At 60.5% G+C, this 18,596-nt stretch carries 20 protein-coding genes; 11 read left to right on the top strand and 9 right to left on the bottom strand.

Annotated features, from left to right (window positions below):
• Positions 1 to 71 precede the first annotated feature (71 nt).
• Positions 72 to 1,835, bottom strand: a complete 1,764-nt coding sequence (locus ACM561_RS01745; RefSeq protein WP_425907582.1) for an ABC transporter ATP-binding protein — start codon at positions 1,833 to 1,835, stop codon at positions 72 to 74.
• 287 nt (positions 1,836 to 2,122) lie between these two features.
• On the opposite strand from ACM561_RS01745, the gene ACM561_RS01740 reads away from it, so the two are divergent.
• The gene (locus ACM561_RS01740) at positions 2,123 to 3,190 is read left to right on the top strand and encodes a glycosyltransferase family 4 protein (protein WP_425907580.1); all 1,068 of its coding nucleotides are present in this window, start codon (positions 2,123 to 2,125) and stop codon (positions 3,188 to 3,190) included.
• A 60-nt stretch (positions 3,191 to 3,250) separates the two neighbouring features.
• Here ACM561_RS01740 and ACM561_RS01735 read toward each other — a convergent pair whose 3' ends face one another.
• The 5 genes from ACM561_RS01735 to ACM561_RS01715 form a co-directional block, all read right to left on the bottom strand.
• Positions 3,251 to 3,943, bottom strand: a complete 693-nt coding sequence (locus ACM561_RS01735; RefSeq protein WP_425907578.1) for a hypothetical protein — start codon at positions 3,941 to 3,943, stop codon at positions 3,251 to 3,253.
• Between the two features lie 150 nt (positions 3,944 to 4,093).
• A complete protein-coding gene (locus ACM561_RS01730; protein ID WP_425907577.1) occupies positions 4,094 to 4,465 on the bottom strand; it encodes a DUF2794 domain-containing protein in 372 nt (123 codons plus the stop codon).
• 411 nt (positions 4,466 to 4,876) lie between these two features.
• Positions 4,877 to 5,629, bottom strand: a complete 753-nt coding sequence (locus ACM561_RS01725) for a DUF1223 domain-containing protein (RefSeq protein ID WP_425907575.1) — start codon at positions 5,627 to 5,629, stop codon at positions 4,877 to 4,879.
• Between the two features lie 278 nt (positions 5,630 to 5,907).
• Positions 5,908 to 8,625, bottom strand: coding sequence for an aconitate hydratase AcnA (gene acnA, locus ACM561_RS01720; protein ID WP_425907573.1), 2,718 nt, complete (start codon positions 8,623 to 8,625; stop codon positions 5,908 to 5,910).
• Between the two features lie 46 nt (positions 8,626 to 8,671).
• Positions 8,672 to 8,854 carry a hypothetical protein gene (locus ACM561_RS01715; RefSeq protein ID WP_425907571.1) on the bottom strand — a complete coding sequence of 61 codons (183 nt, stop codon included), beginning with the start codon at positions 8,852 to 8,854 and terminating at the stop codon, positions 8,672 to 8,674.
• Here ACM561_RS01715 and ccmA point away from each other — a divergent pair.
• The 6 genes from ccmA to ACM561_RS01685 all read left to right on the top strand — a co-directional run bounded on the left by ccmA (position 8,853) and on the right by ACM561_RS01685 (position 12,222).
• On the top strand, positions 8,853 to 9,455 hold the full coding sequence (gene ccmA, locus ACM561_RS01710; protein WP_425907570.1) for a heme ABC exporter ATP-binding protein CcmA: 603 nt from the start codon (positions 8,853 to 8,855) through the stop codon (positions 9,453 to 9,455). The two genes, ACM561_RS01715 and ccmA, sit on opposite strands and share 2 nt — an antisense overlap.
• Positions 9,452 to 10,120: a heme exporter protein CcmB gene (ccmB, locus tag ACM561_RS01705; protein WP_079445373.1), complete on the top strand. Its 669-nt coding sequence runs from the start codon at positions 9,452 to 9,454 to the stop codon at positions 10,118 to 10,120. The genes ccmA and ccmB overlap by 4 nt, the downstream gene beginning before the upstream one ends.
• Before the next feature lie 94 nt (positions 10,121 to 10,214).
• Entirely contained in the window at positions 10,215 to 10,946 is a 732-nt protein-coding gene (locus tag ACM561_RS01700) for a heme ABC transporter permease (protein WP_079445372.1), read from the top strand.
• A gap of 5 nt (positions 10,947 to 10,951) precedes the next feature.
• A complete protein-coding gene (ccmD, locus tag ACM561_RS01695; RefSeq protein WP_425907569.1) occupies positions 10,952 to 11,131 on the top strand; it encodes a heme exporter protein CcmD in 180 nt (59 codons plus the stop codon).
• Positions 11,128 to 11,721 (top strand): DsbE family thiol:disulfide interchange protein, encoded by a 594-nt coding sequence (locus ACM561_RS01690; protein WP_425907567.1) that lies wholly within the window; start codon positions 11,128 to 11,130, stop codon positions 11,719 to 11,721. Before ccmD ends, ACM561_RS01690 begins: the two co-directional genes overlap by 4 nt.
• 138 nt (positions 11,722 to 11,859) lie before the next feature.
• Positions 11,860 to 12,222: a ComEA family DNA-binding protein gene (locus tag ACM561_RS01685; RefSeq protein WP_425907565.1), complete on the top strand. Its 363-nt coding sequence runs from the start codon at positions 11,860 to 11,862 to the stop codon at positions 12,220 to 12,222.
• A gap of 51 nt (positions 12,223 to 12,273) precedes the next feature.
• Here the strand turns inward: ACM561_RS01685 and ACM561_RS01680 are convergent, their stop codons facing one another.
• Positions 12,274 to 12,876 carry a septation protein A gene (locus ACM561_RS01680; protein ID WP_425907564.1) on the bottom strand — a complete coding sequence of 201 codons (603 nt, stop codon included), beginning with the start codon at positions 12,874 to 12,876 and terminating at the stop codon, positions 12,274 to 12,276.
• Between the two features lie 97 nt (positions 12,877 to 12,973).
• Entirely contained in the window at positions 12,974 to 13,921 is a 948-nt protein-coding gene (gene ftsY / locus ACM561_RS01675) for a signal recognition particle-docking protein FtsY (protein WP_425907562.1), read from the bottom strand.
• Between the two features lie 178 nt (positions 13,922 to 14,099).
• Here ftsY and ACM561_RS01670 point away from each other — a divergent pair, with 178 nt between their 5' ends.
• The 4 genes from ACM561_RS01670 to ACM561_RS01655 all read left to right on the top strand — a co-directional run bounded on the left by ACM561_RS01670 (position 14,100) and on the right by ACM561_RS01655 (position 17,756).
• Complete coding sequence (locus ACM561_RS01670; RefSeq protein WP_425907561.1) at positions 14,100 to 14,960, top strand: RluA family pseudouridine synthase; 861 nt, start codon at positions 14,100 to 14,102, stop codon at positions 14,958 to 14,960.
• A gap of 346 nt (positions 14,961 to 15,306) precedes the next feature.
• The gene (locus ACM561_RS01665) at positions 15,307 to 16,743 is read left to right on the top strand and encodes a DEAD/DEAH box helicase (protein WP_425907560.1); all 1,437 of its coding nucleotides are present in this window, start codon (positions 15,307 to 15,309) and stop codon (positions 16,741 to 16,743) included.
• Positions 16,744 to 17,008: 265 nt separating this feature from the next.
• Positions 17,009 to 17,290 (top strand): translation initiation factor IF-1, encoded by a 282-nt coding sequence (infA, locus tag ACM561_RS01660; RefSeq protein WP_011313644.1) that lies wholly within the window; start codon positions 17,009 to 17,011, stop codon positions 17,288 to 17,290.
• A gap of 253 nt (positions 17,291 to 17,543) precedes the next feature.
• Positions 17,544 to 17,756, top strand: a complete 213-nt coding sequence (locus tag ACM561_RS01655; RefSeq protein ID WP_002714433.1) for a cold-shock protein — start codon at positions 17,544 to 17,546, stop codon at positions 17,754 to 17,756.
• Between the two features lie 109 nt (positions 17,757 to 17,865).
• Here ACM561_RS01655 and ACM561_RS01650 read toward each other — a convergent pair whose 3' ends face one another.
• Positions 17,866 to 18,414: a TadE/TadG family type IV pilus assembly protein gene (locus ACM561_RS01650; protein WP_425909867.1), complete on the bottom strand. Its 549-nt coding sequence runs from the start codon at positions 18,412 to 18,414 to the stop codon at positions 17,866 to 17,868.
• Positions 18,415 to 18,596 lie beyond the last annotated feature (182 nt).

Here is an 18,596-nt window from a genome sequence, read left to right as displayed (position 1 = left end):
CACCTGCCCTTTGCCGAATTCCTGATCGTGCGGCGCCTATCAGCGCCCGACGCTTGACAGCGATCAGGACTTTAAGCCGCGTGAACAGAGAGGCGGCTCATCTCCTTGGCGACGAGATTCCGGTAGTGTCCGTCTTTGCGCATCAGACAAGCAGGTTGACCGTCTTCGATGATCTTGCCGTTCTTGAGTACGACCACACGATCGAAATTGCGCAAGGTCGAAAGCCGGTGCGCGATCGCGATCACTGTGCGGCCTCGCATCAAATGGCCGAGCGCCTCGCGGATCGCCTCTTCGGATTCACTGTCCAACGCCGAGGTCGCCTCGTCAAGCAGCAAGATCGGCGCATCCTTGAGGAACGCGCGCGCGATGGCGATGCGCTGACGCTGGCCGCCAGACAGTTTTACGCCGCGATCGCCGACCATAGTCGCCAGCCCTTCGGGTAGGGTTTCGACGAAATCGCAACGCGCCGCGATGGCCGCGCGTAGCACCTCGTCGTCAGTTGCAGTCGGACGGCCGTAGCGGATGTTCTCCAGAATGGATCTGTGAAACAGTGAAATATCCTGCGGCACCACAGATATGGCTGCGCGCAGGCTTTGCTGCGTAACTCGCGAGATATCCTGATCGTCGATCGTTACGCTTCCGCGCTCCGGATCGTAGAACCGCTGCAACAAGACAAACAGCGTCGACTTGCCGCCGCCGGATTCTCCAACCAGTCCGACGCGCTGCCCTGGCTGAATCCTAAGGTTGAACCGCTTGAAAACGGATGGACTCCCGGGGTAACGAAACGAAACGTTGTTGAACGCGATAGCCGCGCCGCTTTTCTGCAACGGCTCCGCTTCAGGGTGATCGGTCAATTCGTGTGGGATCAGCAGCGTCCCGACCGCTTCAGACAGGCGCGCGATATGCTGGGTGATATCCACGAGGGCGACCGCCAGATCGCGGGTCGCATGCAGAATCGACAGGCCGAGTGTGCAGACCAGCACGACATCGCCGGTGGTGGCACCGCCGCGCTGCCACAGCGTGATGGCCCAGGCCAGCAGCGAAACGGTCAGCGCGACGGTGATGGCGGCGTGGGCGAGCCTGAGTTTCTCGAGATAGCGAAGACTTCGTCCCCGCGCGCTCAGCTCGCGGCCGACGGTCGCATCGAAACGATCATGCTCGTGATCAATCCCGCAGAAAGCCCTGACCAGCGGCATGTTGTTGACGACATCGACCATCTCGCCGTCAACCGCCGCGGCCTTGTTGGCGAAATCGTCATGCAAGGGTTTGCCCGCCGCCGCCATTTTGAACATCGCGACGACCATGATGCCCGCCATGATTATCAGCCCGCCCGCCATCGGCAGACTGACGGTTCCAATCAGCGCAATCGCGACGATGGTCGCGATGCAGGGCGGCAACACATTCCAAGCGAGCATATTTTCGACGGTAAACACGGCGTTCGAGGTCGCCGTGATTCGGCTTGTTAGCATCCCCGGCATCCGATTGGCGAAGTAACTCGGCGCATGACCTGTCAGATGCTTGAAGATATCGCGGCGCAAGTCGCCGGTGACGCCAACGAAAGTGAAGCTCGCGACCCAGCTCGCCACGCGCCAGAGAAAATTATCGGCGGCGATCAGCGACACAAGAAAGATAAATGCCAGCCATACCGCCCCGCTATGCGCTGGCCCGTGCGCCAGCGCATCGACCAGCGATTTGACGCCGTATTGCGTCCCCACTGAACACACCACCGCAGCCACGACGCACAAAAGGATCCCAATGTGCGACGCTGACCGCCGGCGGCAATAACCCATCACGAATGCAAAGGGCCGACTGGCGTATCCCGAGAAATCGTCCATGCATTCCTACCGAGCTGCGTTGAAAGTTCACCAGAGGACGTCTGCTCGGGATCCTGTTCGACAATGCCGCACAAGACCCTCAGAAAAGCCGTCAATGCGCAGAAACTTCGTTGCAAAGCCTGCATAGGCTATTTGCAAGGCAGTGATGGCATCACCAAGACGACAATGTGGAAGAAGTTGCACAGAAGATAGGAACCTCTCAAATCCGAGAACGTTCCTGAATCCCGATAAACCCCCGATGCCTCTACCCGCTGACCGGAAGTGAACAAATCACAGGAGACTGCTAGATGCGCATCGCGCAGGTTGCCCCGCTAACGGAAGCTGTTCCCCCAAAATTATATGGCGGCACCGAACGTGTGGTGCACTGGTTGACAGAGGAACTTGTCGCGTTGGGCCACGACGTGACTCTTTTCGCCAGCGGCGATTCTCTCACCTCGGCTCGTCTGGATGCGACCTGGCCGAGAGCCTTGCGGCTAGATGGTGCGGTGCGCGATCCGAACGCCCTGCATATGGTGATGCTCGAACGGGTCCGCCGGAAATGCGACGATGGAGCGTTCGACTTTCTCCACTTTCACCTCGACTACTATCCGTTCTCCCTGTTTTCGAGGCAACCGACGCCCTTTCTCACGACGCTGCATGGCCGCCTCGATCTTCCAGAGCTCCAGCCTGTATTCAACGAATTTTCATCAATTCCCTTGATTTCAATCTCCAACGCACAACGCCGCCCGGCGCCTCAGGCCCGCTGGCTCCGTACTGTTTACCACGGTCTTCCGGAGAAACTGCTGACACCCCGCCCCGGCCAACCGAGCTATCTTGCCGTGCTCGGCCGCATCGCTCCGGAGAAAGGCGTAGACCGTGCAATCAGGATCGCGATTCGATGCGGCATCCCGCTCAAGATCGCCGCAAAGGTCGATCGCGCGGACCAGGATTATTACGACGAATGCATCCGACCGATGATGGATCATCCGCTGGTGGAATTTATCGGCGAGATCAGCGACCATGAGAAGCCGGACTTCCTCAGCGGCGCCATCGGGCTGCTGGTGCCGATTGCCTGGCCTGAACCTTTCGGTCTGGTTATGATCGAGGCGATGGCGTGCGGTACGCCCGTCATTGCCTACAATCGCGGCTCCGTCGCCGAAATCATTTCGGACGGGCGAACGGGCTTTATTGTCGAGGACGAGATCAGCGCGGTTGCCGCCGTCCACGGCCTGGCAACGCTTGATCGCGCCGCCATCCGGGCGGAGTTCGAGGCGCGCTTTACGGCGCGGCGTATGGCGCTGGATTATCTGGACGCCTATCGCAGCCTGATCGAGACTACGGCGCCAAGGATCAAGCTGGTTAGCAACGCCAACTAAGACCCTTGCGACGTTACTGATGGCAAGGCGGTCAGCGATCACCGCGCCATCGCCCAGGATTCATTTGGCGGTCTGAGCCGGTTTAGCAGGCAGATGAGCACGAACGGTCTGAGCATCGTTCGTGCTCGTCTTCGCGAGAGAACCGAAGAGAGCGTTTTTGAGGTCCTGCACGCCGGTTGAAATTCTTGACCAGTTACAAGCCGACAAAATATCGTCCCCGCAATGAGGGGCCGTCTTCGGGCGCGGGCGCGGAAGCACGGTGAGGCGCTTTACAGGCGTTTTCGGCGCCGGCGCCAACCTGATATTGACGGGGTCTGCTTTGTCGCTAGCCAAGGGCGTGGCATTGGCCCGCTCGGCCTGTTGCCGCTTCTGGAAAAACGCGGCCGCGATGATGCTGCGCCGCTGATCCTTGAGAAAAGCAGCATATTGCTCATCGATGTGCCTTTGCTCTTCCGTCGTCGGGTTCGGCCCCGCAATGTCGAAATGCCGGTTCTGCATGAAGTCGTAATAAGTGTAGCCCCCGCCGGGCTTCCGCCGGCCGGCGAATCGGGCCTCGCATGCAGTGAGCCGTCTGCCCTTCTCCTCGGACGAGGTCGCATTCTTTTCGGCGCCTGCCGCGCAATCCTCGAAGTCAACCGGCGCGCGCGACCACCATCCCGCATGGGCATCGACGGAGACCAGCGCCATGCCGGAGACAATTGCAAAACCGGCCAGAAGTCTTCTCGCGCCAGCCACCGCCAACAACCCGTCCATCGCTTTCCCCGATCGAACGATTCTCGGGAAAAATCGCTGCCTTGTCAGCCCGGATTGAGGTTTATCCCGCTTTTGATTTTCGTCGGCTGTGGGAAAGCGACAGTTCGAACTCCTCTTCCAAGAGTCAGCGGGTGTCAGACCGGCGCCGAATCAGACCAGCGCCAGTTTGCGGTCGATGACAAGCAGAACCCGGTCAAGTTCGTGACCTCGCCGCAGAATGAGACCACTTGCTGAGATCACGCTATAGGCGCCTTGTTTGCGCGCCAGCCGCGGATCTTTCTCGATACGATAAATCGGAACCTCAGAAGCGCGGCGGAAGACCGAGAACACCGCGCGGTCCTTAAAGAAGTCGATGGCATAATCGCGCCAATCGCCGTCGGCGACCATCCGTCCATATAGATTGAGGATCCGATTGAGTTCGAGACGGTTGAACGTCACTCTGCTTGGAACGGGAACAACGGCGGGGGCGCGTTCCGTCGGGCGGCTTTCCCTTGGATCGAAATCGTCCGGCAGCGAACTCATCGGCACCTCCTGTCAAGGTTGATGACATCCTCGTCCCGGATGCGACTTGCCGCAAGAGGTCTCACCTCTTGTCTCGCAAGTGGCGCAGGATAGCTGGTTCCTGGTGCAAGCGAATCAGATCACCCGCTATGACGGCCGCCAAACAAGAACGTTAGCCAAAATCATAATACAGCCCAAATTCCGTCAAGCAACCGCCCCGCTGAGCTGTGAAAAAGCATACTCTGCGATGGCCCGATTCTTTTGGGACCGGATCCTCAGCCCCCAGCCCCCCGGGATCATCAGGATCGGGCCTAATCGCAGAACTTGAGTTCCGACGATTGCGGACTGGCCAAAGCCGGTCCTTTTTCTTTTCAGAGCATCCCCGACTAGGAGGCGTGACGCGTTTATCACGCGGAGCCGGGACTCGGAAAATCAATGCAGCAAGGTGTAAGCCGCACCTAGCATCGCGCCGGGCCTTTCACGATTGCCGTCTTGAACATAGACGACCGCAGCATCGACGCCATTATGGGCGATATTCTCCATCGGCACCGCCCAGGTACCGGCCGCGCCCGTCCAGTCACCGACCTTGAGCCAGCTCCGAACGACGTTGTGGTAGATCACTTCGCGACCACTATTTTCTCCGCGCCCGATCGCAATCGGAACCGCCTTCGAAATCGCGCATATCCAGATTTCGCCGTGATCGGAGGGACGGTTGCCGTTGGCGGATGCGACCGACACATTGAGGTGACTACCCGACACCGACATTGAAACCGGCACCGACATTACATCCTGGTTTTTCCGCGTATCGCGGACCGACCTTTCGATGGCTTCGCGATCGCTGCCGATCACATGGGCCGATCCATTGACGATCACCTGCGGCGTGTAGACATCGCGGTCGCCGCGCATCTGCGAATAGGCCTTCTGGCGCGCCGTGAAGCGATTGTCTGCCAGCGTATCCTTCCAGCCGAGATAATCCCAGTAATCGATCGGCATGCTCAGTGCGACGATCGAAGAATCCTTGGAAAGATCGCCGAGAATCTCGTCGGCGGCCGGGCATGAGGAGCAGCCCTGCGACGTGAACAGTTCGACCACGGCGCGCGGCTCCGACAAAGCGGGATGACTGATCGCGACAAGCGCACAAACCCCGAGCGCTCCGGACAGTCCTGACAAACCAACACGAGACATCATCAACCACCGAGACAGCGGCACGAAATGTGCCGGCGGCATGAAGGAAAAGCACGCCTCCAAATGCGAGAATCCGGCATTTTGATAGGCTGCCCCTGGCTTGCCCGCCACTCAATTCGCGGTGAAGGCGTCATGCATAAGTGCGCCGATTTGACATCGTCGCCCCGGCGATCACGATTTCTGGATGCGAAGGTCATTCCAGTTCACATCGCTGCAGATCCTCTTGATTCCAACGCATCGCTTGAACGCGATGCAAATGTCGGAATCGGATCGGCAGGTCAAGCTGCGAGTTTGCGCAACACATAGTGCAGGATACCCCCGTTGCGGTAGTAGTCGAGCTCGTCGAGCGTATCGATGCGGCAGAGCAGCAAGACGCGGCGAAGCGAACCATCGCGAGAAACGATGTCCGCCGTAAGCTTCTGGCGCGGTTTCAGATTGCCCTGCAAGCCGTGAATCGTCACCGTCTCGTCGCCCTTGAGCCCGAGGGATTGCCAGGACGCGCCATCCTCGAAAGTCAGCGGCAGGACGCCCATGCCAACGAGGTTGGAGCGGTGAATGCGCTCGAAGCTCTCGCAGATCACCGCGCGCACGCCGAGCAGCAGCGTTCCCTTGGCTGCCCAGTCGCGCGACGAGCCGTTGCCGTATTCGGCTCCGGCGAACACGACAAGCGGGACATTCTCCTGCTGGTACTTCATCGCGGCGTCGTAAATCGACATCTGCTCGCCGTGCGGCCAGTGCCTGGTCAACCCACCCTCCGGGACGGTGCCATCAGCGCCCCTGAGCATGAAGTTCTTGATGCGGATATTGGCAAAGGTGCCCCGCATCATCACCTCATGATTGCCGCGCCGCGTGCCGTACTGATTGAAATCAGCCGGACGCACCTGATGTTCGCTGAGATATTTCCCGGCCGGCGACGTCAGCTTGATCGCGCCCGCTGGTGAGATGTGATCGGTGGTGATCTTGTCACCGAGCATCGCCAGAATGTGCGCATCGACAATATCCGCAATCGGCTCCGGCTCCTTTTTCATACCTTCGAAGTAAGGCGGGTTCTGCACATAGGTCGAATTCATATTCCAGCGATAGGTCTCGCTCGCAACCGTCTGGATCTTGCGCCAGTTATCGTCGCCCTTGAACACGTCGGCGTACTTCTTCTTGAAGATTTTTGAGGTCACATACTTCTTGATGAAGGCGTTGATCTCCTTCGAAGTCGGCCAGATATCCTTCAGGTACACCGGCTTGCCGTCCTTGCCTGTCCCCAGCGGCTCGCGGCTTAAATCTTTGGTCACCGACCCCGCCAGCGCATAGGCGACGACCAGCGGCGGCGATGCGAGATAATTCGCCTGCACATCCGGCGACACGCGGCCCTCGAAGTTGCGGTTACCCGACAGCACGGCGGCGGCGACAATGCCGTTGTCGTTGATCGATTTCGATATCTCTTCCGGCAGCGGCCCGGAGTTGCCGATGCAGGTTGTGCAGCCGAATCCGATCAGATTAAAACCAACCTTGTCGAGGTCGAGTTGAAGCCCTGAGGCCGCGAGATATTCGGCAACCACCTGGCTGCCCGGAGCCAGCGAAGTTTTCACCCAGGGCTTCGCGGTCAGTCCCCTCGCCGCTGCCTTGCGCGCCAGCAGCCCGGCAGCCATCAGCACGCTCGGATTGGATGTGTTGGTGCATGAGGTGATCGCAGCGATCACCACGTCGCCATGTCCGAGATCAAAGTTGCGGCCTTCGACCGGGAAACGCGCCGTGGCATCGGTCTTCCTGTATTCGTCTGCGAGCGCACTGGCGAAGCCGTCCGCGACTGCCGATAGCGGCTGGCGGCCCTCCGGCCGCTTCGGTCCCGCGAGTGATGGCACCACAGTTCCGAGATCGAGCGTCAGCTTTTCGGTGAATACCGGATCGGTCGAAGCGACGCTGCGAAACAAACCTTGCGCCTTGGCGTATTTCGTCACCAGCGCAACACGGGCCGCCGTGCGGCCGGAAGTCTTGAGATAATCGATGGTCGCCGCATCGATCGGAAAGAAGCCACAGGTCGCGCCGTATTCCGGCGCCATGTTGGCGATGGTCGCCTTGTCCGCGACCGACAGATGATCGAGACCAGGTCCGTAGAACTCGACGAACTTGCCGACGACGCCCTGCTTGCGCAGCATCTGGGTGACGGTGAGCACGAGATCGGTGGCGGTAACACCTTCCTTGAGCACGCCCTTGAGCTTGAAGCCGACCACGTCGGGCAGCAGCATCGATAGCGGCTGGCCAAGCATGGCGGCTTCCGCCTCGATGCCGCCGACGCCCCAGCCCAACACGGCAAGACCGTTGACCATGGTGGTGTGGGAATCGGTGCCGAGCAGCGTATCCGGATAGGCAACCTCGGTGCTGGCGGTCTTTCGGCCGATCGTCAGCTTTTCCTTCCTCGTCCACACCGTCTGCGCCAGATATTCCAGATTGACCTGATGGCAGATGCCGGTGCCGGGCGGAACCACGGAGAAATTTGAAAATGCCTTCTGGCCCCATTTCAGGAACTCGTAGCGCTCCTGGTTCTGCCTGTATTCCTCCACCACGTTCTTGGCGAACGCCTTGTTGTCACCGAAGAAGTTCACGATCACGCTGTGGTCGATGACGAGATCAACCGGCACCAGCGGATTGATCTTCTCAGGCTTGCCGCCGAGACTTTGCATCGCGTTGCGCATCGCCGCGAGATCGACCACCGCGGGCACACCGGTGAAATCCTGCATCAACACGCGAGCAGGCCGGAAAGCGATTTCGTGCTCGAGCCTACGCTTCTTCAGCCATTTGGCGAATGCGGTGATGTCCTCCTTCGTCACCGAGCGGCCATCCTCGTTGCGCAGCAGATTTTCCAGAAGAACCTTCATGGAATAGGGCAGCCGAGAGATGCCCTTGAGACCGTTTTTCTCCGCAGCCGGCAGACTGTAATAAGCGTAGGTCTTGCCACCGACCTTGAGGATTTTCAGACATTTGAAGCTATCGAGCGAAGCCATGTGAAATCCCGATCCAAAAAGTCTGGGGCACCGGTCCGGCAAACTTTTAAGGTATTAAAACACCGCTGATCCGCCGATTCCCCGGGGTTTCGTTGCGGCGCGTTTTGTGCTGCATCAAGTTCCAGTTTTTATAGAGTCTTTCCAGACCATCCGCCACGTCCACAATGCTTGTGCCCCCGCCTTTCAGCTCTCCACGGAAAACAATCAGTTCCGCGAACAGGACCATCATGAGACTTTCAGGGAGCGGCTTGCGGTGCGTAAGGGGAGGGCGGGAGGTTTTTGTCGGCCTTGATGTAACGGCGGAGTCGGGCCGCGCGGTGGCGATTACCGGCCCCAACGGCGCGGGGAAAACGTCTCTGCTACGGCTGCTGGCCGGGCTGTTGGCCATGGCGGATGGATCGATCGGCCTGGAGGGTGGCGATCCCGAGCTGACGCTACCCGAACAGGCGCACTATCTCGGCCATCGCGATGCTTTGAAACCTGCGCTCACGGTCAACGAAAACCTGTCGTTCTGGCGGGACTTCCTCGGCGGCGGAAAATCTGGCGAATCGGATGCGCTCGCGGCGGTCGGGCTCGATCATGTCGCGCATCTGCCGGCGGCCTATCTCTCGGCGGGACAGCGGCGAAGGCTCTCGATCGCCCGGCTGCTGGCGGTCAAGCGCCCGGTCTGGCTGCTGGACGAGCCCACCTCGGCCCTCGACGTCACCGGCCAAGCCGCTTTCGCCGCCATCATGACCGGCCATCTCGCGGGCGGCGGCATCATTCTGGCCGCAACCCATACGCCGCTCGGCATTGCCGTGCAGGAACTGCGGATCGGGGGGACGGCATGACCGCCCTCTCCGCCCTGGTCCGCCGGGATATCCGCGTCGCGTTGCGCGTCGGCGGCGGCGCGCTGATCGGCGTGCTGTTTTTTCTTATCGTCGTGGTGCTGATGCCGTTCGCGGTCGGCCCCGATCTCGCGCTCCTGAAAAAGCTCGGCCCCGCGATTCTCTGGCTCGGCGCGCTGCTCGCAAGCCTGCTGACGCTTGATCGCCTGTTCACCGCCGATCACGACGATGGTTCGCTCGACCTGATCGTCATGAGCCGCACGCCGCTAGAGCTGGCTTGCGCGGCCAAGGCACTGGCGCACTGGCTGGCAGTAGGGTTGCCGCTGGTCGCCGCAACGCCGATCCTGGGACTCCTGCTCAACCTCGATGCCGTCGCGACCGGCGCCGTGGCGCTGACGCTCCTTGCAGGAACGCCTGCGCTCACTTTCACCGGAATGATCGGCGCCGCCCTCGCCGTCGTCTTGCGTCGCGGCGGGCTGCTGCTCTCAGTGCTGGTCCTTCCGTTGTCGATCCCGGTACTGATCTTCGGCGTCGCCGCTTCTAACGCTGCGGTGTCCGGACCATCGCCGTTCGGCACACCGTTCTCGATTCTGTGCGCGCTGTCGCTGGCGAGCCTTGTGATTGGCCCTTTTGCGGCGGCCGCCAGCCTGCGGCACGGGCTGGATTGAGGCGAAGCATGCGGCTAATCAATTTTTGCTCAGGAAAGAAACCGGACGCAAATCCGCATTGCCTGACGTAGCTACGGCGACTATCAGTGGTGCCATGACCCTGATTGATCTCGCCAACCCTTCCCGGTTTCTCACGCTTGCCGGCCGGATTCTGCCGTGGCTCGTGGCCGTTACCGCGCTCGTGCTCGCGATCGGCCTGTACCAGTCCGCCATCGCGCCCGACGACTACCAGCAGGGCGCGACCGTGAAAATCATGTTCATCCACGTTCCGAATGCGTGGCTGTCGATGTTCGTGTGGGGCGTGATGAGCATCGCCGCGCTGGGCACGCTGGTGTGGCGGCATCCGCTTGCGGACGTCGCGGCCAAGACCGCCGCTCCGATCGGCGCAGCCTTCACATTCCTTGCCCTTTTGACTGGATCACTGTGGGGCCGGCCGATGTGGGGCACCTATTGGGAATGGGATGCGCGGCTGACCTCGGTGCTGATCCTGTTCCTGATGTATCTCGGCCTGATGGCGCTATGGCGCGCGGTTGAGGATCCCTCGCGCGCCGCGCGCGCCGCCGCGGTGCTGACGCTGGTCGGCTCGGTCAACATCCCTATCATCAAGTTCTCGGTCGACTGGTGGAATACGCTGCATCAGCCGGCCTCGGTTATCCGCATGGGTGGCTCGACACTCGACCGCTCGTTTCTGATCCCCCTGCTGGTGATGGCGATTGGATTTACGCTGCTGTTCCTGACGCTGCATATCGCGGCGATGCGGAATGAGATCCTGCGCCGACGCGTGCGCACCTTGCAGATGCTGCAAGCCAGCAAGTCGGCGGCGTGACGATCATGACGCTCGGTCCTTATGCCTCTTTCATCGTGACCTCCTATGTATCGGTCGCAACCGTGGTTGTGGCGCTCATTGTCTGGGTGATCGTGGACTACCGTCGTCAGAAGGCGCGCCTGCGCGGCCTTGAAGCCGCGGGCGCTATCAGGCGATCGGGGCGCAGCACTGCGGAGGTTCAATGACCGACCCCGCAATTCCGTCGGCCACACCGAAGCGACGCTGGCTGATGGCGCTGCCGCTCGTCGTCTTTGCCGCGCTGGCACTCTTGTTCTGGTTCCGACTCGGCGACAGCGACATTTCGCGAATCCCCTCCGCGCTGATCGGCCGTGCCGCGCCTACAACCACGTTACCGCCGCTGTCCGACCTCATGGCGGAGGGCAAGCCGGTGCCGGGGATCGACCCCGCAACCTTCGTGGGCAAGGTCAGTCTTGTGAATGTCTGGGCGTCCTGGTGCGTCCCCTGCCATAGCGAGGCGCCGCTGCTGACCGAGTTCGCCAAGGACCGGCGCGTGCAATTCGTCGGTATCAACTACAAGGACGCCCCCGAGAACGCCCGCCGCTTCCTCGGCCGCTACGGCAACCCGTTCGACGTCGTCGGCGTCGACAGCCATGGCAGGGCCTCCATCGAGTGGGGCGTCTACGGCGTGCCCGAAACCTTCGTGGTCGCGCGCGACGGCACCATAGCCTACAAGCTGGTCGGGGAAATCACGCCCCAAAATATCGAAGCGGTACTGAAGCCGGAAATCGAAAAGGCCCTCAGGGCGGGCTCGTAACATCGCTTTGTCGTCGCGGCGAAGACTCCGCGAGAATATTAAGGGCATTTATCCACCATTCATTTGACGGCCATGCCGCCGCCGCAAATTCCCAGCTAACTTGGCGTCGCCAGCAAACACCCGCTCAGGGAGGTTTTCATGCGCCGTTACACGCTCGCCTCGATCACCACCGCCGTTCTTGCGCTCGGCCTGCTTGCTTCCTCACCATCGATGGCCCAGTCGTTTCAGCCCGCTCCCCACTCCGACAGGATGGCGCCGGCGGGGAAGACAGCGCCTGCCAGCAAGATGGCGCCCGCGAAATCCGACGCGGAGAAGCTCGACATCAACACCGCGACCAAGGAAGAACTGATGGCCTTCAAGGGCATCGGCGACAAGTATTCCGACAAGATCATCGCCGGCCGTCCCTACGCCAAGAAGGACCAGCTCGTCTCCAAGAAGATTCTTCCCGAAGCGACCTACAAGAAGATCTCCGGCCAGATCATCGCCTCGCAACCGAAGTAAATCACGCCTTTGTTGCAGAAGGCTCTCGCAAGCCGCGAAGGATGAAAGCGTTTAGCCTTTCCCGATATCCCCTTCCCTCGCGTCGCTGGCCTCGAGCGTGGCGGGCTCCAGCTGATAGCGTTTGGTCAACGGCATCTGCATCATCGCGAAGATCATGGTGAGTGGGACCGCGCCGAAAACCTTGAAGTTGACCCAGACATCCGTGCTTTGGGTACGCCAGATGAATTCGTTCAGGATTGCCATCGCGAAAAAGAACAGCGCCCAGCGCAACGTTAACAGCCGCCAACCGCGCGGCGTCAGATTGAACACCTGATCGAACATGATCGCGATGAAGGAGCGGCCGAACAGCAACCCGCCGCCGAGCACGCTTGCGAACAGCCCGTATATGATGGTCGGCTTCACCTTGATGAAGGTTTCGTCGTGCAGCACCAGCGTCAGCGTACCGAACACGATGACGATGATGCCGGTGACCAGCGCCATCAGCGGGATATGCCGCGTCACCGCATAGGACGCGATCATCGCGGCCATGATCGCCACCATGAACGCAGCCGTTGCGACGAACAGGTTAAACTTCGCATTGGCAGCAAAGAACACCAGCAGCGGACCGAGTTCGGTAGCAAGCTTAAACAGCGGGTGTGGTTGCGACTTGTTCATCGTCCTGCCTGTTGTGACCGTCTTCATCCGCCAAAAACGGATGGTCCTGTATTCCGAACGTTTTCGGTATTCCCCGGTATTGCGGGCACGATAAAAACTAAGCCTCGATCCCTGCGACCGCACGCGCGAAATCGCGTGCGGTAAACGGCGCGAGATCCTCCACCCCTTCGCCCACCCCGATGAAATGCACGGGCAGTTTATGCTTCTCCGCGAGCGCCACCAGAATGCCGCCGCGCGCGGTGCCGTCCAGCTTGGTCATCACGAGCCCGGTGACGCCGGCGATGCGATGAAACGCCTCGACTTGCGACAGCGCGTTCTGTCCGACAGTAGCGTCCAGCACAAGCAGCACGACATGCGGGGCCGACGCGTCGACCCTCCGGATGACACGAACCATCTTTTCCAGTTCGTCCATCAGTTCCGACTTGTTCTGCAGGCGGCCCGCCGTGTCGATCAGCAGCACATCGCGCTTCTCGTTCCGCGCCGCGGTCAGCGCGTTGAACGCCAGACTGGCCGAATCCGACCCTTGCGCGCCTGCGATGACCGGCGATCCGGTCCGCTCACCCCAGACCTTCAATTGCTCGATCGCCGCAGCCCGAAACGTGTCGCCGGCCGCCATCATCACCCTGCGGCCCTCAGCGGACAATTTCGCCGCAAGCTTGCCGATAGTCGTCGTCTTGCCGGAGCCGTTGACGCCCACCACCAGAATTACGAAGGGCTCTAACGTGTCGTCGATGACCAGCGGCCGCGCCACCGGAGCAAGGACCTTTTCTACTTCGGTCGCGACGACCGCCTTCACCTCATCGGCGGAAATCGCCTTGTCGTAGCGCCCCTCGCCGACCGCCTCCGCGATCCGTTCGGCGACCGCGGTTCCAAGATCGGCGCGCAGCAGCACGTCCTCGATGTCGTCGAGCATGGCGCGGTCGAGCTTGCGCTTGGTGACAAGATCAGCCACTGCGGTCCCAAGCGAAGTCGAAGTCCGCTTGAGGCCGCCGGACAGCCTACGCCACCAGCTTTGTTTCGGTTTGTCCTCGGTGCTGTCGCTCATTATGGAGGTGTGTTAGCCGTTTCGACCTGCGAGCGAAAGGGTTGAGCGGCCCGATGCCAAAAAGCTGCGATTTTCGGACAATCCGATGATACCGCGATCGGATTTAAACAGCATGATCCCAAAAAATGGTGGCCGGTTTTCGGATGAGGCCATGCCGACATCGGAATTAAAGTGAGCCATGGATACAGCACAGCCGACGCCGGAGGAAATCCAGGCCCGCGTGCTCCACCGCGACGGGTTGATGCTGGTGATCGACAAGCCGGCCGGCATCCCCGTACATCGCGGCCCCAAGGGCGGCGCCAATCTCGAAGCGTCGTTCGATGCGCTGCGGTTCGGCCTGCCGCGACCGCCGGTGCTTGCCCATCGGCTTGACCGCGACACATCGGGCTGTCTGGTACTCGGACGCCATCGCAAGGCGACGGCTTCGCTCGGCTTGCTATTCAAGCACGGCAAGATCTCAAAAACCTACTGGGCCGTGGTCGAGGGCGGCCCTGCCGAGGACGAAGGCACCGTCGACATTCCGCTCGGGCGGCTGAACGAAGAACGCGGCTGGTGGCAGAAACCGGATCCGAGCGGGCTGCCGTCGGTCACGAAATGGAAAGTGCTGGGGCGATCTCCACTTAATATCGTCCCTTCTGAGGGAGAGGTCGAACGCGAAGCGTGCAGGAGCGAAGTAAACTCAAGCGGCTGTGAGGCTGCAGTTCACCCCTTTCCCGAATCCACCCCCACAAAGGGAAATGGAGTTCAGTTCACCTGGCTGTCGCTGGAGCCGGTGACCGGCCGCACCCATCAACTGCGCGTCCATTGTGCGGCGATGGACTGGCCGATCGTCGGCGACACCATTTACGGAACCGAGGCTAGTTTACGCCGCCTGCGAAACGAACAATACATCCCGCGTTTCGGCGAGCCTAGCCTTCACCTGCATGCGCGCGAGATCGCGATTCCCCTTTCGAAGAACAAGCCGCCTGTCGTGGTCACTGCGCCGGTGCCATCGCATTTGCACGCGTTGCTCAAGGTCTGCGGTTGGAACGGGCAGTAAAAGTAAAGGCCGACTGGCAGTGGGCTGCCCGGTCAACGGCCAAGTTCTGTGCATTCCTGGCCGGGTGAGACCTCCAGCGCCGATGACGGCAGGCTGGCTATAGCTCCACGGGAACTCGTCGCGGGACGAAACCACGACAATTCACCTTGAATCCGTCGCGTTCCTGCTTCATATGATAGCACGACCTTGAAAGATATCAGGTCACTGCGAGCCGCGTGTTCTGAGCCCGTCCGACGGTTTCTGGCTTGCCCTTTCTCTAGCTAACCTCATCGACGCCCCAAACACGCGGGTGTCACAGACGCCCTGGTACGCTCCGGCCGATGTGGCCCGGGCGCCTGGTCGCTTAATGGAAAGAAACAGCCTTTTGTCTACCTTTCAGGATTTCGGCCTTGCCGATCCGATTTTGCGTGCGCTCGCGGAAGAAAACTATCTGACGCCCACGCCCATCCAAGCTCAAACCATTCCTCTTGCCCTTGCGGGACGCGACATTGTCGGGATTGCCCAGACTGGCACCGGCAAGACGGCGGCCTTCGCGCTGCCGATCTTGCATCGGCTGCTGCAGAATCGCATCAAGCCGCAATCCAAGAACTGCCGGGTTCTGGTGCTCAGCCCAACGCGCGAGCTTTCGGGCCAGATCCTCGAAAACTTCAACGCCTACGGCCGTCACATGCGCCTGACTTCAGCTCTCGCGATCGGCGGCGTCCCGATGGGACGGCAGGTCCGCTCTGTCATGCACGGCGTCGACGTCATGGTCGCTACGCCAGGACGCTTGCTCGATCTCGTTCAAAGCAACGGGTTGAAACTCGGCCAGGTCGAATTTCTCGTGCTGGACGAAGCCGATCGCATGCTCGACATGGGCTTCATCCACGACATTCGCAAAGTCATCGCCAAGCTGCCGATGAAGCGGCAAACGCTGCTTTTCTCGGCCACCATGCCAAAAGACATCGCAGAGCTCGCCAACCAGATGTTACGCGATCCGGCTCGCGTCGCGGTAACACCGGTCGCCTCGACCGTGGACCGCATCGCCCAACGCATCATCCAAGTCGATCATGCCAACAAGTCCGCGTTCCTGGCCCAGCTCCTGAAGCAGGAGCCGGTCGACCGGGCGTTGATCTTTACGCGAACCAAGCACGGCGCCGACAAGGTCGTGAAAAGCCTTGCCAAGTCCGGCATCAGGTCTGATGCGATCCACGGCAACAAATCGCAGAACCATCGCGAGCGCGTGCTGGCGGCGTTCCGAACCGGCGAGATCCGGACGCTGGTTGCGACCGACATCGCGGCGCGGGGCATCGACGTTGACGGGATCAGCCACGTCGTCAATTTCGACCTCCCGAATGTCCCGGAGACTTACGTCCATCGCATTGGCCGCACCGCGCGCGCAGGCACCGAAGGCGCGGCGATCTCACTGGTCGCCGGAGCAGAAGAAATGGCCTATCTCCGCGATATCGAGAAACTGATCCGCGTGGTGCTGCCAAGAGAAGACCGCCGGACACCGGGGCAGCGCGAGACCGCGCCGGTTCAGCAACAGCCTCGCAGCGGACGCCCCGCACCCCACGGTCATGCGACCAGAGCGGACGCCGCCGCTCCCGGCGCAAAAAGCCCGCGCCGTCGCCGCCGTAATGGCAAGGGGACGCCGCAAACGAACCGCCGATCGGAAACCGCCCGGCAAGAGCCCTCCCGTTCATCACAGGGGAGCAAGGCCGACGGGATGCAGGGGGTTGCGTTCCTGCATCGCAAAAGTCGGCCGGCGCGCCTTAAATCCAACCAGCCGCCTCAGCGCTAGCGGGTGAATGTGACGTTTGCTATCCACTCGCGGCAAGTCGATAAGAGAATGCCGATCCAGAGATCATTTGCAGGACTCCTGTCCAGGACTCCTGCCCGACGGATGCAAATGCTAGAATCGCAAGACCAGAGCGGGCGAGCAAGTAGCGGTTTTCCGGCCCTTCCCGCTTATCAGAATATAGGAATCGATCACGGTCATGGTTTTGGATCGCTTCGATCCGCCATCCTCGTGATCTAGTGAACCGCCACTCGATCCGGAGAAACTCATGGCGAAAGAAGAACTGATCCAGTTCGAAGGACTGGTTACCGAAATTCTGCCTGACGCCCGCTATCGGGTGCAGCTCGATGCCGGACACGAAATCGTTGCCTATACCGCCGGCAAGATGAAAAAAAATCGGATCAAGACGCTGGCCGGCGACCGCGTCACCATCGAGATGTCACCCTACGATCTGGAGAAGGGGCGTCTGATCTTCCGGCACAAGGACGAGCGTCCCGGTGGCCCGCCGCGCAGCGGCCCACCGCGCGGTGGCCAGTTTCGCCGCAGATAACCCTTTCTCGGCGTGGGAAAGACCGCTCGCCGATAGGGGCCAAAGGCCCGGCGACGCACCTTTAAAAAATCCTGCACGTCAGGATTGTTTCGGAGCTTACCTTCGAATAATATAGGGTTAGCGATTTTCGGCCGGACGACATTAGCTACCACCGGTATAGCCGGTTTAGACGCTGACGACCCTTCCAAAAATCCAATCTCACCAGCCCGCCAAAAGCGGGCTTCGACATACGTACTTGATAAAGGGACTACCCGTGAGCATGGGAACCGTGAAGTGGTTTAACGCAACCAAGGGCTACGGCTTCATTCAACCTGACGATGGCGGCAACGACGTGTTCGTTCACATCAGCGCGGTTGAGCGTGCCGGACTCGGAACGCTGCGTGAAGGACAGAAGATCAGCTACGAAATCGTCGCTGATCGCCGTTCTGGAAAATCTTCAGCCGACAATCTCCGCGCGGCTGGTTAGGCAGCGACCTGCTCCTGTTGATAACCAAAAGATCACATCAGAAAAAAGGCCGCGCCCTCAGCGCGGCCTTTTTTGGTTTGTGGCGATACCTTGGAGTTTTCGCGTAACTTCAATTGGTCGGGCAAGAAGGAAAATTGCCCGAGGGCGGCGGGGGATAGATGACGCAGCTGAACTTACGCGGGCGGGTATAAGTGGTGTCGCTCAGCTTGATGCCGGCCTGCGAGATGACGTAGCCGACGATTGGCTGATAGAGGTAGCTGACCTCGCTGAAGATCAGGTACTGATTTGGGAGCACGTTGCCCGACGAATCACGCCCGATGAGCCCCGAGGGAATGCCGACTGTTGACCCTGTACCTCGCGGTGCTTTACCCTGGCTCCATTGCACCCGCGCCACCGAAGACGCAGGATCGATATACAACTCCGAAATCGTGGCCTGAACCGGTTCCGAGGGATAGGGCCACATGATGCCATAGCTGGCAGCAAAAAAATTCGTCACGTCGGCATCGTTAACCGCCCTGGACTGCGAGGTGAGATCGGACAATGTCCGCGCGACCAGCGTGACCTTGCGATTGATCGCCACGCCTGATGACACCTCGATGGTCCCGAACAGCATCACCAGCATCATCGGCACGATAATCGCAAACTCGGTCGCTGCCATGCCGCGCGAATCCCGCCGCAGCGCTGCGGCCGTACGTTTGAGGCAAGACCGGATACTCGAGCCATTTCCATTCCGATAGAATCGGAACGAGGCCCCAGATTCTTGTTTTGACGCGTTGTCTTCACGCGAACCGGTATCCACTTCGCTCGAAAACACTCTCAACATCAGCTTCACATTCTCAA

The sequence above is a fragment of the Nitrobacter sp. TKz-YC02 genome, from assembly GCF_049852135.1.
In the GTDB taxonomy this organism is placed as follows: domain Bacteria; phylum Pseudomonadota; class Alphaproteobacteria; order Rhizobiales; family Xanthobacteraceae; genus Nitrobacter; species Nitrobacter vulgaris.
Note: the sequence above shows the minus strand (reverse complement) of the source record. Positions and strands in the feature narration are given on the sequence as shown.

Excerpts from the sequence above, each read along its gene's own strand:
- ACM561_RS01670 (WP_425907561.1), top strand. The coding sequence starts at position 14,100 with ATGGATACAGCACAGCCGACGCCGGAGGAAATCCAGGCCCGCGTGCTC.
- ACM561_RS01700 (WP_079445372.1), top strand. The coding sequence starts at position 10,215 with ATGACCCTGATTGATCTCGCCAACCCTTCCCGGTTTCTCACGCTTGCC.
- ACM561_RS01665 (WP_425907560.1), top strand. The coding sequence starts at position 15,307 with ATGGAAAGAAACAGCCTTTTGTCTACCTTTCAGGATTTCGGCCTTGCC.
- ACM561_RS01650 (WP_425909867.1), bottom strand. The coding sequence starts at position 18,414 with ATGGCAGCGACCGAGTTTGCGATTATCGTGCCGATGATGCTGGTGATG.
- acnA (WP_425907573.1), bottom strand. The coding sequence starts at position 8,625 with ATGGCTTCGCTCGATAGCTTCAAATGTCTGAAAATCCTCAAGGTCGGT.
- infA (WP_011313644.1), top strand. The coding sequence starts at position 17,009 with ATGGCGAAAGAAGAACTGATCCAGTTCGAAGGACTGGTTACCGAAATT.
- ACM561_RS01745 (WP_425907582.1), bottom strand. The coding sequence starts at position 1,835 with ATGGACGATTTCTCGGGATACGCCAGTCGGCCCTTTGCATTCGTGATG.
- ACM561_RS01715 (WP_425907571.1), bottom strand. The coding sequence starts at position 8,854 with ATGATGGTCCTGTTCGCGGAACTGATTGTTTTCCGTGGAGAGCTGAAA.
- ftsY (WP_425907562.1), bottom strand. The coding sequence starts at position 13,921 with ATGAGCGACAGCACCGAGGACAAACCGAAACAAAGCTGGTGGCGTAGG.
- ACM561_RS01690 (WP_425907567.1), top strand. The coding sequence starts at position 11,128 with ATGACCGACCCCGCAATTCCGTCGGCCACACCGAAGCGACGCTGGCTG.
- ACM561_RS01730 (WP_425907577.1), bottom strand. The coding sequence starts at position 4,465 with ATGAGTTCGCTGCCGGACGATTTCGATCCAAGGGAAAGCCGCCCGACG.
- ccmA (WP_425907570.1), top strand. The coding sequence starts at position 8,853 with ATGAGACTTTCAGGGAGCGGCTTGCGGTGCGTAAGGGGAGGGCGGGAG.
- ACM561_RS01725 (WP_425907575.1), bottom strand. The coding sequence starts at position 5,629 with ATGTCTCGTGTTGGTTTGTCAGGACTGTCCGGAGCGCTCGGGGTTTGT.
- ACM561_RS01685 (WP_425907565.1), top strand. The coding sequence starts at position 11,860 with ATGCGCCGTTACACGCTCGCCTCGATCACCACCGCCGTTCTTGCGCTC.
- ccmB (WP_079445373.1), top strand. The coding sequence starts at position 9,452 with ATGACCGCCCTCTCCGCCCTGGTCCGCCGGGATATCCGCGTCGCGTTG.
- ccmD (WP_425907569.1), top strand. The coding sequence starts at position 10,952 with ATGACGCTCGGTCCTTATGCCTCTTTCATCGTGACCTCCTATGTATCG.
- ACM561_RS01680 (WP_425907564.1), bottom strand. The coding sequence starts at position 12,876 with ATGAACAAGTCGCAACCACACCCGCTGTTTAAGCTTGCTACCGAACTC.
- ACM561_RS01740 (WP_425907580.1), top strand. The coding sequence starts at position 2,123 with ATGCGCATCGCGCAGGTTGCCCCGCTAACGGAAGCTGTTCCCCCAAAA.
- ACM561_RS01735 (WP_425907578.1), bottom strand. The coding sequence starts at position 3,943 with ATGGACGGGTTGTTGGCGGTGGCTGGCGCGAGAAGACTTCTGGCCGGT.